Raw genomic sequence first — 14,418 nt, 5'->3', positions numbered from 1 at the left:
CCTGCCATCAATGGGCGAGGAAACGATGGACGGCCTGCCGCAGCCCACCGCAATTCGAGTTCATCCCATAGGCGACTAGGCGCTCTACTTCGTCCTCGTCGGCCGCGCCCCGAAGCGCCGAGCGCAGCGCGCACGCCCGCGTATATTCGCTCTGGTGGCGCTTGCTGATGAAGACCAAGGCCTCTTGGATCTCAGCGTCGCCGAACGAGGCCGCGACTTCGAACAGGTTCGGCGAACAACGCGAACTCAGGACCACCGCAACGCTTCCGCCCTCGCCGTCGAACATATATTGATCTTTGTAATGGTGCTCGGGGCCGGACTCCATCACGTTCAAAGTGATCGATAACTTATCTGGAGGAAGCTGAGAATGGATGTCGACATGGGCCCGGTAGAGCATCACCGAATCTAACCCTAGCGACTTGAACGCGACTTCCCGAATGCGAACTTCTTCCCCGGTATATCCTTCGACATTCTCATAATCGAATTCGTAGTACCGGCTCTTATACCCGGGACCCCAATATCCGACCGTCAGGAAATTGAAGTTATGGTCGTGCGGCACGCCGTAGATAAAGGCGTTGGGTGAGCGCCGATAATCTTCGTCCGTCGCCGAGGCCCAAATGTTCGCACGCATCACGGTGCTGTCCGTCGGATGCCCCAGCTTGATGACCGAGGGACCATAGAAGTTGTCGCGCTGCCCCGACATGTCGTCGGTCAGTTCCTTCATGATCAGATCGGGAAGGAAGCTCTTGTTGTTGCCCAGCGCCAGCAAAATTTCGGCGGCGTCCTTCAACGACTCCGAATCGCGCGCATCGTACTTGCCGTCGCGGAACAGCTCCTGGAATTCATCCAATCCGAGCTGCCGGTCGGTCTGAACCGGGATGTCTAGCGACATGTCACGCCCTCCTCTTCGCAAGCATGGTCAGGGTGGCGGAGGCTGCCCGACGGACAGTGGGGCTCGCATCATCCTCGGCGAGGGACTCCAGCAACGCCACGCTGCGCTCGGGCGCTGCCGCGACGGTCTCGCGCGCGAAGTGCCAGCGCAAATAGAACGGACCCTCACGCGCCGGCGCGGGCAGCGTGGCCAGCCGGCTACTCGCGCCCATGTGCTTCAGCGCAGAGCACATCACCATGCGTCGCAACGCGGTTCGGTCCGTGGGATAGGTTTCCATGAACGCGCCTGTTTCGCGGTGGAATGCCACCGATGTGCCGACGTCCCGCACGACATTCTCCACCTGCAGGAACACTGCCGTACTCTCGCAGCTTCCGAACGACAGGCTCTCGCGGGTACCGTCGACTTCAAGCGTGTCGCCGGCGCTCACTCGAACGTCGCGCGACCCCGTGCACCGCAGCGCGCCGAATTCGCTGGCGTCGCTGAACGGATCACACTCCCAAATCGTGACGACGGCATTATCGGCCTTCAGGAACTTGAAGAACACGCGCTGCCCGGAGAACACTACCCGCGTACCGACACCGCGTTCCCGGCTAGCTGCAATGTCCTGCTCAGAGATGGAGCTGGCAGTGATACTGATCCCATCCCGCTTCAGGATGTTGACGTTGTGGAACAGCCCTTCGTCATACTCTATCGCATCCCTGAACGGCGGCAGCGCCTTATCGTCCTCTACAGCTTCGAGTATCCATTTCTTCAGCGACTCCAGAACGAAGCTAGTGTCTGTTGAAAGAAACTGCCGAATTGCTTCATCGATCGCTTCCACATGGCGAGCGCCGCTTGAGTCACGCGCAACGGAGAGTAGCGCCTCGATCGACGGAGTCGATCTGAACGCCTTCATCTCCTCCAGCTTGCGGACGAGATACTTCAGGGGCCCGTCAGATACGAGAAAGTCTCTATAGCCAGCATCGATACGCATGAACGCCTCCGCGAAAAGAGCTCGCGACATGCATGATGCCGCGAGCTCGATCACTGCTACACGATGATAGCCGTGCCGATCAGGATAGGAATGAAGATCGGATGTATGACGTTGTGGGAATGTGCTTCTTCCGTGTCGAACAGCACTTTGACATCCAACTGCGGAATTTCTTCGAGATCAATCTGTCCCATCGCGTTGCTCCACAAGTTTGCTGGTCTATACCAGCGCAAGGAGCCTATCACGCCGTCAATTCGTTGCAATGATTCGAATTCATCAGGCTATTTACAAGGTTTTACGGTGAATAGATCTATGTGGCAGGACGAGTTGACTGTCATCATAGTTGACTCCGGGCGGATATCCTGCCAATAGGCCCTCGCCGGCGTGAGGAAGGCTCCGTTCCCGGCACCCCAGTTTTGGTCTAGGCAGCGCAGTCACTTCGCTCGTAAAGCGGCGCGGGAGAACTGGCACGTGAACGCAGACAATCTGAACCCGGAGGCGATCGAGAACGCCCGCAAGATCTTCGCCGGGCCGGTCACGTTCCTGAAGTCCGCTCCCGAGCTGAAGCACCTTCCTGACCCGATCGTTCCGGAAGTTGCAGTCGCTGGCCGCTCCAATGTCGGCAAATCGTCGCTGCTGAACGCGCTGACCAACCGCAACGGCTTGGCGCGTACGTCGAACACCCCCGGCCGCACGCAGGAGCTCAACTTCTTCGACGTCGGCGAGCCCTTGCGCTTCCGCTTGGTCGACATGCCCGGCTACGGCTTCGCCAAGGCGCCCAAGGATCTGCTCCGCAAGTGGCGCTATCTGGTGAACGACTTCCTGCGCGGGCGCCAGTCGCTCAAGCGTGCGTTCGTGCTGATCGACTCGCGCCACGGCATCAAGGACGTGGACCGCGAGATCCTCGACATGCTCGACACCGCGGCCGTCAGCTATCACATCGTCCTCACCAAGACCGACAAGATCAAGGCCACCGACCTTGCCGAAGTCCGCGCGCAGACCGAGGCCGAGGCACGCAAGCGCCCTGCCGCGCACCCCGACGTCATCGCCACATCCAGCGAGAAGGGTATGGGCCTGCCCGAGCTGCGCGCCGCCGTTCTGGAAGCCATCAGCTAGCGACGGCTAGCCGTTGCCGCGGCCTGCCGGCGCGGCTATCCCCCGCCCCATGAAACTCATCATCGGCAACAAGGCCTATTCCTCCTGGTCGCTACGCGGCTGGCTCGCGTGCAAACAATCCGGGCTTTCGTTCGAGGAAGTCGTGGTGCCGCTCTACGACGACAATTGGGACAAGACCCGCGAAGGCGCCGAGTTCGCCCCATCGTCGGGCAAGGTGCCCATCCTGTGGGACGATGACGCGGTGGTCTGGGACAGCCTGGCGATCGTCGAATATCTCAACGACAAGACCGGCAACACGCTGTTCTGGCCCGAAGCCCCCGCCGCCCGCGCCATGGCCCGCTCTATGGCTGCGGAGATGCATTCCAGCTTCACTGCGCTGCGCCGCAAGCACAGCATGAACATCCGCCAGGTCTATCCCGCCAAGACTCCCGACGCGGATGTCGTGCAGGACCTCGCCCGCATCATGGAGCTCTGGGCCCAGGCCCGCGCCCGCTTCGGCGGCGACGGCGAGTTCCTGTTCGGTGCATTCGGCGCCGCCGACATCATGTTCGCGCCGGTGGTCACCCGCCTGGTCACTTATTCGCTGCCCGCCCCGCGCTTCGCCCAGGCCTATATGATGGCAGTGCTCCAGCACCCCTTCCTGCAAGACTGGATCGCCGGCGCGCAGGAAGAGGATTGGGTGATCGAACAGTTCGAACTGCCCGCCACCGCCTAGCGCGCGCTTAGGGTAGCCGCTGCGTCGGGTATGGCGTGCCGTCCTTGTGAAAATAACCATCGGCGTTGAAGTACATGTCGATGTCCGAATATTCCCCAGAGCCTCGTGCCCCGGCACTGATCGCCACGAACACGCAGTCCGCCTCGCTTCGGTTCTGAAGCTGGTGCCCGTCGCGCACGCCCTTGGTAAAGGCTGCGACATCGCCGGGCCGCAGCACCGTCTCGCCGCCATCCTCGACCAGCACTGCCTCACCGGCGATTATCACCACCAGTTCGTCCTCATGTTCATGCCAGTGCCGCTGCGACGACCAGGCGCCCGGCTTCAGCACCACATGACTTGCGCCCATCTCGGTAAGCCCGCTCGCCGGCGCCAGCCGCCGGTACCAGCGTCCCTGCACCGCCGCGTCGAACGGCGCGGGGTAGCCGGTCGCATTGGTTTGCGGGATTGTGTCGAGATCGAGCTTGGGCAATGCCACCTCCGCTGAAGATGGAGCCCGCTTTGCCAGACGTCGTCGAACTCACCAAGGCGCTGATCGCCGCCGAAAGCATCACCCCGGCGCGCGGGCAGGTATTCGACGTGCTGGAAGCCGCGCTGCGACCGCTCGGCTTCACCGTGACGCGCTTCGTGGAAGGCGAGGCGCCGGACGGCCCGGTCGAGAACCTGCTCGCCACCCGCGCCGGCACCGGCACCCACCTCGCCTTTGCGGGTCATCTCGACGTGGTTCCCCCCGGCGAGGGCTGGACCGCGGGCGCCTTCACGCCCGAGATCCGCGGCGACCTCCTCTACGGCCGCGGCGCGGTCGACATGAAGGGGGCCGTCGCTGCCTTCGCCGCCGCCGCCGCCCGCGTGCCGGGCGCCACTGCCAGCCTGCTCATCACCGGCGACGAGGAAGGCCCCGCCACCTTCGGCACCCCGCGCCTGATCGAGCGCATGGCCGAGCGCGGCGTCCGCCCCGATCTCTGCCTGGTCGGCGAACCCACCTCGGCGCATCGCCTGGGCGACACGATCAAGATCGGCCGCCGCGGCTCGGTGGTCATCACGGTCGACGTACCCGGCAAGCAGGGCCATGTCGCCTACCCGCACCTCGCCGACAATCCGATCCCGCGCTTCCTGCGCGCGCTAGCCGAAGTCGACGCGATCGTCCTCGATCAGGGGAATGACTGGTTCCAGCCCTCAAACCTGGAGATCATCGACGTCCACACCGGAAACGTCGCCAGCAACGTCATCCCCGGCAAGGCCAGTGCGCGCGTCAGCATCCGCTTCAACGATCTCCAACGCGGCCCCGAACTGATCGAGCGAGTTCGCGCCGCGGTGCACGCGCATGCGCCCGAAGCGATCGTCGAAGGCCGCGTATTCGGCGACGCCTTCCTCACGCACCCAGGCCCGCTTTCCACGCTGGTCGCCGACGCGGTCGAAGCCCGCCTCGGCATCCGCCCCGAACTTTCCACCAGCGGCGGCACCTCCGACGCGCGTTTCCTGGTGAAGCTCTGCCCAGTGATCGAATTCGGCCTGCTCAACGCCACGATGCACAAACTAGACGAAGCGGTCGCGCTGGCTGACCTCCATGCGCTGACCGACATCTATGCCGGCGTGCTGGAGCGGATCGCCTCGTCATCCCGGCCTTGAGCCGGGATCCCGCTTCTTCTTATCTACGGAAAAAAAAAGCGGGACCCCGGCTCAAGGCCGGGGTGACGAAGAAGGAAACAGGCAAGAACGGCAGTTCCCCGGCGAAGGAAGACCGCTACGTCTATACGCCCTCCCCGCTAGCCCGCCGCCTTCGGCCGCCGCAGCACGATATACAGCGCCCCCGTCCCGCCATGCCGCGGATGCGCCCCGCGCACCGCCGCAATCCGCTCGGCATGCCGCGAAGACGCCAGCCAATCGCCAACTGCCGCGCGGATCGCGCCGCGCGCGTGCGGCCGCTCGGACTCCGGCCGCGGCGGCTTGCCCGTTACCAGCAACAGCACCCGGTCGCCCCGCCGGATTGCCTGGTCGAGCCCGCGATCGAGCCGGTCATACGCCGAGGCCAGGCTATGCCCATGCAAGTCGATCGAGCTTTCGGGCGCAACCAGCCCGCGCGAAAGCCGCCGGTCCCAAGAAGCGTCCAGAGTGTTGGCACGCGCCTGTTTGGTAGGGGATGCAGAGCCCAGCGGAGGTGCACTGACGGTCGCGAGTGCTCGCTTGGCCGGCGCCGCGACAGGCGCGACCGCCGCTGCAGGCGCCAGAACCGCAGCCGTCGCCCGCAACGGCGTCACCGAAGCCGCTACCTGCGCCCAGAGCCCAGCGTCGCTTCCCTCCCTGCTCGCAGGGAGGGGTTGGGGGTGGGTGCGCGCGTCTGCGCGCCCAGAAGGCTCTTTGGCTAGCCGAGGCACTCGCTTCGCCGAGCGCCCAGTTGCGGAAGCCGCGCCGCTCGCCTTGCGGCTCGCCTCCACCCCCGCCCCCTCCCTTCCAGGGAGGGCAGTCTCTGACGAAGTTGCTTTCACCCGCACGCCGGCCAGCGGCGCCACCGAAGCGATCACCCGCTCCCACAGCGCCGCTTCCTCTGGCGAAAGCCGTCGCCGGCTCACTGCGGCGTTACGCTTCCCTGCAGCCGGCTCAGCACGCCGCGCGGCAGCAGCAGCCAGGCAGTGCCACGCGCCGACATGCCGCCGGCGATCGCCCGCGCGTCATCGCCCGCGCCCCAGAACGTGTCGAAGCGGTTGGCGCCCTTGATCGCGCCGCCGGTATCCTGCGCCACCCACAGCCCGGTCGCGTCGGTGCGGTCCATCGACAGGAACGCCGGCGCGCCCAGCGGCACGAACTTGGGATCCACCGCCGCGCTGGTCCAGCCGGTCACCGGCAGCCCCATCGCGCCCAGCGGGCCTGCCCCGGTCAGTTCCTTGAAGAACACGAAACTCTTGTTCTCGCGCATGATCGCGCGGCCTTCTTCGGGGTTGGCGCGCAGATAGGCCATGATGCCCTGCATCGACGTCTGGCCGGGCCCAAGCAGCCCACGATCCTTCATCAGCTTGCCGATGCCGGTATAGTCACGCCCGTTCTGCCCGGCATAGCCGATCCGCATGACGCCGCCATCGGGGAGCCGCAGCCGTCCCGAACCCTGTACCTGGAGGAAGAAAATCTCGACCGGATCGGCTGCCCAGGCGATCACTTCGGCACTGCGCTCGATCGATCCCTGTTCGATCTGGGTACGGTCGAAATAAGGAACGAACTTCTGCCCATCCACGCGGCCGCGCACGCGCTTGCCTTTCAGGCTGTCGCTGAACAGGCCCAGATCGGCTTCGATCAAGTCACGCGGCACGCCATAGATCGGCACGTCATAGCCCGGCCGCCGCTCGCGCGATCCGCGGATTTCCGGCTCGTAATAGCCCGTGGCATAGGCGGCACCGTCGCCCACCTGCACCGTTTCGAAATGGCGGATGAAGAAATCGCGCGCGTCGGCTGCCGGCCAGCCCTGCACCGCCTGGCACGACGCGGCCCAATCGGTGCCGCGCGTCAGCCCGGTTCCGTCGGTGCGGCGCTGGAGCGATCCACAGCTCAGCCGGTAGGCGGCAAGCGCGCGTTCGGCGCTTTCCTGGGTAATCGGCAGGCCTTCGATCGCCGGCCCGGCTACAAGCCCGGCAGCCGCCGCCGTGGTCGCACCGGGAACCGCGCGCGAGGGCATCGGCGGCAACGGAGTCGCGCCGATCGGCTGGCGTGCAGGAAGATGCACCGGCGTTTCCGGCAATTGCGATCCGCGCGAAGGCCGCTCGCGTGGCGGCTGTACCGCCGCGGCCGGCCGGGTTCCCGCTTCGGGCGGCACGAGGCCGCCGGAGCACGCGCTCAACAACACCGCAAGCGCGGTCGCCCCCAGAACCCGCATGATCTGCCCCTTTTAGGCTTCGTCGGTTTCGACAAGCTTCCAGTTGGGATCGTCGCTGCGCAGCTTGCGCGCAAAAGTCCAAACATCGTGCGTCTCGACTGCGTCGGTCAGCGATCCTGCGACGACATTGCCCTCGAGGTCGCGCGTCACAGCAGCGATGTCGGCGTCGAAGCGCACGGTGATCCGCGCCAGCTTGCCCTCGACCGACGCGTCGAGGATCGACGCGCGCTCCACAACGACCAGGCGGTTGTCGAGCACATGGCCGGCTTCGCTGCGGGCGGCGATCGCCTCGGCAAAGCCGCTGCGCACGTCATCTTCGGCCAGCCAGCTCAGCGTTTCCTCGTCGCCCTTCCAATAGGCTTCCAGGATCATGCGATAAGCGGACTTGGCGCCTTCCAGGAACTGGGCGACGTCGAAGCTTTGATCCGCGGCGATCACGCTGCGCAGCCCCGTCTCGGCGCGCGCATCGACGGCGCGGTTGGCGACTTCGCGCACTTCGGGTTTCATGTCGATCGTGCGGGGCATCGATGCGGGCGCGATGCGCTCCTCGGCCGGCTTGGGCAGCGGCTGCTCATGCCCGGTGCGCTTGCCCAGCACCGAGTAGAGCCTCAGCGCAAGGAAGCCAGCTATCATCGCGAACAGAATGACGTAAAACACTGAGCCTCCGAGCCACTAGGCCCCGTACATAGGGCCGAACGCCGCCGGTTTCAAATAGCCACCGGCCCCACGATTGAACTGCCGTCACGTGCCTGCTAGGCGCGCTCGCGATCCAACGCGTCACAAGCGTGAAACTTTCCCGAAAAAGAAGGAACCTTCGATGGCCGAGAACGAGACCGGCGCCGATTTCGGCGAGACCCAGACCAACGGCGCCGACACCGCGCCCGCCGCGCACGTGCTGTCGCAATACGTCAAGGACTTCTCGTTCGAGAACCCGAACGCACCCGGCGTCTATCAGTCGCAGACCGCGCCTGCGATCGACGTTCAGTTCAACATCGGCTCCGGCCAGGTCGGCGACGACGTCTATGAAGTCGTGCTCAAGATCGACGTGCGCGCCCAGGCCGAGACCCAGGTCGCGTTCGTGGTCGACCTTTCCTATGCCGGCCTGTTCGCGCTCCGCAACATCCCGGCCGACCAGCTCGACGCCTTCCTGCTCGGCGAAGCGCCGCGCCTGCTGTTCCCCTTCGCGCGCCGCGTGCTGGCCGACGCCGTGCGCGACGGCGGCTTCCCGCCGCTCATGCTCGAGCCGATCGATTTCGGCGGCATCTACCTCCAGCAGCGCGCCCAGCAGGACGCCCTCGCTTCGGCCCCGCAGGCCGGCAACGCCTGACACGGCTTCGGAGGGGTAGAACGGTGACCCGCTTCAATCCTCCCCGAGCTACGCTCGGGGAGGGGGACCGCCGCGAAGCGGTGGTGGAGGGGCCGCCGTCGCAGACGGCGGACTACGTCCGCCATCCCTCCACCATGCTGCGCATGGTCCCCCTCCCCGAGCAAGCTCAGGGAGGATTTACCCGATGAAACTCCTCCGCACCCTCGGCTCGATCGGCGGTCTCACCCTCGCCAGCCGCGTCCTCGCGCTCGTCCGCGACTCGCTCCAGGCGCGCTATGTCGGCGCGAACTTCGCCTCCGACGCGTTCCTCGTCGCCTTCCGCCTCCCCAACATGTTCCGCGCCTTCTTCGCCGAGGGCGCGTTCGCATCGGCGTTCATCCCGATGTTCAACCGCAAGCTGGGCGAGAGCGGCGAACGCGGCCCTGCCTTCGATTTCGCCGAGCGTACGCTCGCGGTGCTGTTCACGTTTCTCGCGGCCATGACGGCGCTGCTGCTGCTCGCCGCCTGGCCGATGACGTTCCTGCTCTCGGGCTTCGGTTTTGCGGAACAGCATCCCACTCCAGACCAGTTCGCCTTCGCAGTCCAGCTCAGCCGGATCACCATCCCCTATCTGATGCTGATCTGCCTCGCCTCCCTGCTCGGCGGCATCCTGAATTCGCTCGACAAGTTCTGGGTGAACGCCGCCGCGCCGATCCTGCTCAACATCGCGATGGTCACCGCGCTGTTCGTCTTCCACGGCACGCCGGAGGAGACCGCACGCGCCCAGGCGATCGCCGTGCCGCTGGGCGGCGTACTCCAGCTCATCTGGCTCGCGGTCGCCTGCCGCGCCTCGGGCGTGTCGCTGCGCCCGCGCCGCCCGCGCCTCGATCCCGAGGTCAAGCGCCTCCTCAAGCTTATCCTCCCCGCCGCGCTCGGCGCCGGTGCGGTGCAGCTCAACCTCGTCATCTCGACCGCGCTTTCGGGCTATCTGCTCGGTGAAGGCTCGATCTCGTACATCTATTATGCCGACCGGCTGAACCAGCTCCCGCTCGGCATGATCGGCATCGGCCTCGGCACCATCCTGCTCCCCACCATCTCGCGCCTGCTCGGCAAGGGAGAGGAAGCGCAGGCGATGGAGACGCAGAACCGCGGCATGGAACTCGCGCTGTTCCTCACCCTGCCCGCGATGATCGCGCTGATCGTCTCGGCCCAGCCGATCGTGCGAGGGCTGTTCCAATATGGCCATTTCGACGCGGCGGACACCGCCGCCTGCGCATGGGCACTCGCCGGCTTCTCCATCGGCCTGCCCTCCTACGTCCTGGTGAAGGTGCTCACCCCCGGCTTCTACGCGCGGCAGGACACCCGCACGCCGGTTCGCTTCGCCACCATCTCGGTCGCGGTGAACATCGCCGCCAACCTCGCGCTGATCCCGCTGATCGCCCATGTCGGCCCGCCGCTCGCCACGGCGCTGTCCTCGACCGTCAACGTGGCCCTGCTTTACCGCACACTCGCCAAGCGCGGCCATTTCGTCGCGGACGCGCAGCTCAAGCGTCGCCTACCTCGCCTCGCTTTGGCCGCGCTGGTCATGGGCCTTGCCCTGTTCGCCGCCAACCACTTGCTCGACCCCTGGCTGAGCGGCCCGCTCGCCCAGCGCTACGTCGCGCTGATCGTCCTCGTTGGCGCCGGCTGCGCGATCTATGGCGCGGCCTGTTTCCTAACCGGCGCCTTCCGCCTATCGGACGTCAAGGCGCTGATGCGCCGCCGCCGTACTTCGTGAACCAAGGACCCAAGATGCGCGTCATTTCCGGCATCCAGACCACCGGCAATCTTCACCTCGGCAACTATCTCGGGGCGATCAAGCAATGGGTGGCGATGCAGGACGCGGCCGAGAAAGACGGCGGCGACTGCCTGTTCTTCCTCGCCGATCTTCACGCGCTGACCGGCAACATCAGCCCTCAGGATCTCGCCAACGCCACCATCGAGATGGCCGCGACCCTGCTCGCCGCCGGGATCGACGATCGCTCGGTGCTGTTCAACCAGGCCCGCGTCCCCGCGCATGCCGAGCTGTGCTGGATCCTCCAGGGCACCGCCCGCATGGGCTGGCTCAACCGGATGACGCAGTGGAAGGACAAGGCCGGCAAGAACCGCGACAGCGCCAGCGTCGGCCTGTTCACCTATCCCGTGCTCCAGGCCGCCGACATCCTGGTCTACCAGGCGACCCACGTGCCGGTGGGAGAGGATCAGAAGCAGCATCTCGAGCTCACCCGCGACATCGCCGCCAAGTTCAACACCGATTTCGGCGTCGAGCTCTTCCCGCTCCCTGAGCCGCTGATCTCCAAGGCCGCGCCGCGGATCATGTCCCTGCGCGACGGCACCGCCAAGATGTCCAAGTCCGATCCCTCGGACATGAGCCGCATCAACCTGATCGACGACGACGACACTATCGCCCAGAAATTCCGCAAGGCCCGCACCGACGCCGAGCCGCTGCCCGATTCGTTCGATGCACTGGGCGAGCGTGCGGAGGCCAAGAACCTCGTCACCATCTACGCCGCGCTATCGGACCGCTCTCCCCAGTCGGTGGTCGAAGAATTCGCCGGCCAGGGCTTTGGCGCCTTCAAGCCCGCGCTGGCGGATCTCGCCGTTTCGGTCCTGTCGCCGATCCGCACCCGCCTTACCACTCTGCTGAACGACCGCGCCGAAGTGGGGACCCAACTTGCCAACGGCGCCGAGCGTGCCAACACGCTCGCAGCCCCGACGCTCAAGGCTGCCAAGGAAGCGGTAGGGCTCCAGATCTGATCCGTCGTTCCTCCCCCTCGTGGGGATGGCCGGCAATCGTCCAGCGCCATGCACGCGCAAGCGGGGGCAATCATGCCCGTTTCAGAAACACTTAACCCTGTTTAGCGAGGAACCGCTTCCGACCAGTACCGGTTGAACGGATGCTATGCGGAAGCTCGCCCCTCTTCTCCTTGCCTCCTTGCTGACCGCCTGCGGGGGCGGGAGTTCGGACGGAGGCGGCACCGTCGTCGCTCCAACGCCGACGCCAGCACCAAGCACCACGCCCGGTCCCATCTCGACGCCCACTCCGACCCCGGCACCCGCCAGCAGCGAACCCGCGACCGGCTCGGACTTCTTCGCCTCGATTGCACAACTCTACACGGTCCAGCCAAACATCGCCGCCTGTCAGCCCGGCGCACTGAAGCTCGAGGTCGGCGCCCGCGTGCTCGCGACGCTCAACGACATCCGCGCCCGCCACGGTCTGCCGCCGGTGACCTATGCCAGCGCCGAGGAAGCGGCCGAGATGCAATCCTCGCTGATGATGGCGGCTAACGGCCAGCTCAGCCACACCCCGCCCACCAGCTGGCTGTGCTATACGAGCCTGGGGGCCACTGCGGCGGGGCAGAGCAACATCTATCTCGGCTATGGCGCCGGGCTGCGCTATTCGCAGGATGCCGACATCATGATCGGCTGGCTGACCGACGTCGACAACCTCATCGCCAACAATATCGGCCACCGCCGCTGGCTGCTCTACCCGTTTCTCTCCAGCGTCGCCTATGGCCGCGTCGCGGGGCCCTATACGACCAACGCCCGCGCCGATGCCGCCTCGATCAAGGTGATCAACACCACGCAGAACACGGCCGGCCCGCTGCCGGACTTCGTCGCCTATCCCTATCAGGACTATCCCGCCCGCTATTATGCGAACGGTGCGCTGCTGTCGTTCGGGGTGATCGCCGACAAGAGCCGCAACTTCGGCATCAACGCGCAGGTCAGCTATGCCAACGCCACGGTCAGCGTGCAGCAACGCGGTGGCGCGGCGCTGGCAGTGTCGAACGTCGCCTCGGACAATGACGGCTATGGCCTGCCGAACAACCTGCAGTGGAACGTGGCGGGGCTGGCGCCCAACGCCATCTACGACGTCACGATCAGCAACGTCAGCGTAGCCGGCACGCCACGCACCTACAGCTATTATTTCCGCCTGACGCCGTAGCTCGGAGAGCTAAGCGAACCGGATGTGGACGCGGCACGCAGCGCGACCGAACAATTGCCGATCATCGAAGGACGACATCAGGAACGCAAGCGCACCCTTATCCCTCCAGCGTGCGCATCAGCGAGCGCACCGCACCGTCGATCTCGACATCCTTGGCGCGCAGGTCCTCGATGCGGCGCACCGCATGGATCACCGTGGAGTGGTCGCGCCCGCCGAACTTGCGGCCGATCTCGGGCAGCGAACGCGTCGTCAGCCGCTTGGCCAGATACATCGCGATCTGCCGCGGCCGGGCGATCGCCACCGCGCGCCGCTCCGAGATCAGGTCCAGCTGCTTCAAGTCAAAATGGGTGGAAACCGCGCGCTGGATCTCGTCGATCGTCACGCGCCGCTGCGCCGAACGCAGCACCTCGCCCAGCGTGTTGACTGCGAAGTCGACGGTGATCGTCTCGTTCGACAGATTGGCATAGGCCACTAGCCGGTTGAGCGCGCCCTCAAGCTCGCGAACGTTCGACGTGATCCGCGCCGACAGCAGATCGACCACCGCTTCGGGCAGGCTCACTGCGGGCATGTCCTCCAGCTTGCGGGCGACGATCGCACGGCGCAGCTCAAGCTCGGCCGGGCGGATGTCCGCCACAAGGCCCGATCCCAGGCGCCCCGCCAGCCGCGGTTCGAAGCCTTCCAATGCCTGGGGCGCACGATCGGCGGCGATCACCAGCCGCTTGCCGGCCGACATGAACTCGTTGACCGTGTGGAAGAACTCTTCCTGAGTCGCATCCTTGCCGCCGATAAACTGCAGGTCGTCGATCATCAGCAGATCGACGGAGCGCAGACGCGTCTTGAAGGCGTGCGTGTCGCGATTGCGCAATGCCTGGACGAATTCGAACATGAAGCGCTCGGCGGTGACGTAGATCGCCGTCGCGCCTGGATTGGCCTCAAGGAACGTCTGGCCGATTGCGTGCATCAGGTGCGTCTTGCCCTGGCCGGTACCGGCATGAAGGTAGAGCGGGCTGAACTGCGGCACGCCCGGCAGCGCCATCGCCTTGGAGGCGTTGAACGCGACGCGGTTGGTGGTGTCCACCACGAAACGCTGGAAGCTGAAGCGCGGGTCGAACGCCGGGCGCTCGGCCGATGCGGGCGGCGGCACCATCGCTGGCGCCTCGGCCACCGCCTTCAGCACGCGCTGCGGCTCGTCGGTCACCGTCTCCAGTGTAACGCTCGCCACTTCGGGCAGCACGGCGCGGAATTCGAGCAGCAGCCGGTCGGCATAGTGGTTCTTCACCCACTGGGTCATGAAGGATGACGGCAGACCCAGCCGCACATCCTGTGCGGTCGAGCCCTCGACCAGCACCACTGGCTTCAGCCACTGGTCGAACAGGCGCTGGCCCGCCGAACGGCGCAGGTTGCCACGGACATGCGTCCAGGCCTTGGCCACTGCACCCAATTCGTTTCGGTCCAAGCTCTGCACCTGAGTCACGCCGACGCACCTCTCCCTCGCAAGAAGCCGCTGCCTCCCGCGCGCTAAACCAACAAAACCAAGTGGCTCCCGCCAGCCGGACATTCCCCCCAGGCTGGCAC

The 14,418-nt window shown here is 65.8% G+C and carries 15 protein-coding genes; 7 read left to right on the top strand and 8 right to left on the bottom strand.

Annotated elements, in window-relative coordinates:
* Window positions 1-7: 7 nt before the first annotated feature.
* From LZ586_RS00070 to LZ586_RS18085, 3 genes are read right to left on the bottom strand one after another with little or no spacing between them, the layout of a single operon-like run.
* Window positions 8-892 carry a transposase gene (locus LZ586_RS00070; RefSeq protein ID WP_235077694.1) on the bottom strand — a complete coding sequence of 295 codons (885 nt, stop codon included), beginning with the start codon at window positions 890-892 and terminating at the stop codon, window positions 8-10.
* Window position 893: 1 nt separating this feature from the next.
* Window positions 894-1,865, bottom strand: a complete 972-nt coding sequence (locus LZ586_RS00065; protein ID WP_235077693.1) for a hypothetical protein — start codon at window positions 1,863-1,865, stop codon at window positions 894-896.
* Between the two features lie 56 nt (window positions 1,866-1,921).
* Window positions 1,922-2,056 (bottom strand): hypothetical protein, encoded by a 135-nt coding sequence (locus LZ586_RS18085; RefSeq protein ID WP_261346017.1) that lies wholly within the window; start codon window positions 2,054-2,056, stop codon window positions 1,922-1,924.
* A 277-nt stretch (window positions 2,057-2,333) separates the two neighbouring features.
* Between LZ586_RS18085 and yihA the strand changes: the two genes are divergently transcribed.
* Both yihA and LZ586_RS00055 read left to right on the top strand, forming a co-directional pair.
* Window positions 2,334-2,978: a ribosome biogenesis GTP-binding protein YihA/YsxC gene (yihA, locus tag LZ586_RS00060; RefSeq protein WP_235077692.1), complete on the top strand. Its 645-nt coding sequence runs from the start codon at window positions 2,334-2,336 to the stop codon at window positions 2,976-2,978.
* Between the two features lie 49 nt (window positions 2,979-3,027).
* Complete coding sequence (locus tag LZ586_RS00055; RefSeq protein ID WP_235077691.1) at window positions 3,028-3,693, top strand: glutathione S-transferase family protein; 666 nt, start codon at window positions 3,028-3,030, stop codon at window positions 3,691-3,693.
* A 7-nt stretch (window positions 3,694-3,700) separates the two neighbouring features.
* Here LZ586_RS00055 and LZ586_RS00050 read toward each other — a convergent pair whose 3' ends face one another.
* Window positions 3,701-4,162 carry a cupin domain-containing protein gene (locus tag LZ586_RS00050; protein ID WP_235077690.1) on the bottom strand — a complete coding sequence of 154 codons (462 nt, stop codon included), beginning with the start codon at window positions 4,160-4,162 and terminating at the stop codon, window positions 3,701-3,703.
* 17 nt (window positions 4,163-4,179) lie between these two features.
* Here LZ586_RS00050 and dapE point away from each other — a divergent pair, with 17 nt between their 5' ends.
* Entirely contained in the window at window positions 4,180-5,319 is a 1,140-nt protein-coding gene (dapE, locus tag LZ586_RS00045) for a succinyl-diaminopimelate desuccinylase (protein ID WP_235077689.1), read from the top strand.
* 137 nt (window positions 5,320-5,456) lie between these two features.
* On the opposite strand, the gene LZ586_RS00040 is transcribed toward dapE, so the two are convergent.
* From LZ586_RS00040 to LZ586_RS00030, 3 genes are all read right to left on the bottom strand, one after another.
* A complete protein-coding gene (locus LZ586_RS00040) occupies window positions 5,457-5,948 on the bottom strand; it encodes a Smr/MutS family protein (protein WP_235077688.1) in 492 nt (163 codons plus the stop codon).
* Window positions 5,949-6,256: 308 nt separating this feature from the next.
* Complete coding sequence (locus tag LZ586_RS00035) at window positions 6,257-7,552, bottom strand: murein transglycosylase A (protein ID WP_235077687.1); 1,296 nt, start codon at window positions 7,550-7,552, stop codon at window positions 6,257-6,259.
* A gap of 12 nt (window positions 7,553-7,564) precedes the next feature.
* On the bottom strand, window positions 7,565-8,185 hold the full coding sequence (locus tag LZ586_RS00030; RefSeq protein ID WP_413777349.1) for a Tim44/TimA family putative adaptor protein: 621 nt from the start codon (window positions 8,183-8,185) through the stop codon (window positions 7,565-7,567).
* 184 nt (window positions 8,186-8,369) lie between these two features.
* On the opposite strand from LZ586_RS00030, the gene secB reads away from it, so the two are divergent.
* The 4 genes from secB to LZ586_RS00010 all read left to right on the top strand — a co-directional run bounded on the left by secB (window position 8,370) and on the right by LZ586_RS00010 (window position 12,843).
* Complete coding sequence (secB, locus tag LZ586_RS00025) at window positions 8,370-8,879, top strand: protein-export chaperone SecB (RefSeq protein ID WP_235077685.1); 510 nt, start codon at window positions 8,370-8,372, stop codon at window positions 8,877-8,879.
* A 184-nt stretch (window positions 8,880-9,063) separates the two neighbouring features.
* A complete protein-coding gene (gene murJ / locus LZ586_RS00020) occupies window positions 9,064-10,635 on the top strand; it encodes a murein biosynthesis integral membrane protein MurJ (protein ID WP_235077684.1) in 1,572 nt (523 codons plus the stop codon).
* Between the two features lie 14 nt (window positions 10,636-10,649).
* Window positions 10,650-11,654, top strand: a complete 1,005-nt coding sequence (gene trpS / locus LZ586_RS00015; protein ID WP_235077683.1) for a tryptophan--tRNA ligase — start codon at window positions 10,650-10,652, stop codon at window positions 11,652-11,654.
* Between the two features lie 145 nt (window positions 11,655-11,799).
* Entirely contained in the window at window positions 11,800-12,843 is a 1,044-nt protein-coding gene (locus tag LZ586_RS00010) for a CAP domain-containing protein (protein ID WP_235077682.1), read from the top strand.
* A 97-nt stretch (window positions 12,844-12,940) separates the two neighbouring features.
* On the opposite strand, the gene dnaA is transcribed toward LZ586_RS00010, so the two are convergent.
* Complete coding sequence (gene dnaA, locus LZ586_RS00005) at window positions 12,941-14,299, bottom strand: chromosomal replication initiator protein DnaA (RefSeq protein ID WP_235077681.1); 1,359 nt, start codon at window positions 14,297-14,299, stop codon at window positions 12,941-12,943.
* Window positions 14,300-14,418 lie beyond the last annotated feature (119 nt).

Origin of the sequence: Sphingomonas sp. S2-65, from assembly GCF_021513175.1 — a bacterium.
Taxonomy (GTDB): domain Bacteria; phylum Pseudomonadota; class Alphaproteobacteria; order Sphingomonadales; family Sphingomonadaceae; genus Sphingomonas.
The sequence above is the reverse complement of the archived record's forward strand: the minus strand, read 5'-3'. Positions and strand labels throughout refer to the sequence as shown.

Bases quoted from the DNA above. Each gene is read 5' to 3' on its own strand.
- LZ586_RS00070 (WP_235077694.1), bottom strand. From the start codon at position 892: ATGTCGCTAGACATCCCGGTTCAGACCGACCGGCAGCTCGGATTGGAT.
- LZ586_RS00065 (WP_235077693.1), bottom strand. From the start codon at position 1,865: ATGCGTATCGATGCTGGCTATAGAGACTTTCTCGTATCTGACGGGCCC.
- LZ586_RS18085 (WP_261346017.1), bottom strand. From the start codon at position 2,056: ATGGGACAGATTGATCTCGAAGAAATTCCGCAGTTGGATGTCAAAGTG.
- LZ586_RS00055 (WP_235077691.1), top strand. From the start codon at position 3,028: ATGAAACTCATCATCGGCAACAAGGCCTATTCCTCCTGGTCGCTACGC.
- dapE (WP_235077689.1), top strand. From the start codon at position 4,180: ATGGAGCCCGCTTTGCCAGACGTCGTCGAACTCACCAAGGCGCTGATC.
- LZ586_RS00035 (WP_235077687.1), bottom strand. From the start codon at position 7,552: ATGCGGGTTCTGGGGGCGACCGCGCTTGCGGTGTTGTTGAGCGCGTGC.
- LZ586_RS00030 (WP_413777349.1), bottom strand. From the start codon at position 8,185: ATGATAGCTGGCTTCCTTGCGCTGAGGCTCTACTCGGTGCTGGGCAAG.
- secB (WP_235077685.1), top strand. From the start codon at position 8,370: ATGGCCGAGAACGAGACCGGCGCCGATTTCGGCGAGACCCAGACCAAC.
- murJ (WP_235077684.1), top strand. From the start codon at position 9,064: ATGAAACTCCTCCGCACCCTCGGCTCGATCGGCGGTCTCACCCTCGCC.
- trpS (WP_235077683.1), top strand. From the start codon at position 10,650: ATGCGCGTCATTTCCGGCATCCAGACCACCGGCAATCTTCACCTCGGC.
- LZ586_RS00010 (WP_235077682.1), top strand. From the start codon at position 11,800: ATGCGGAAGCTCGCCCCTCTTCTCCTTGCCTCCTTGCTGACCGCCTGC.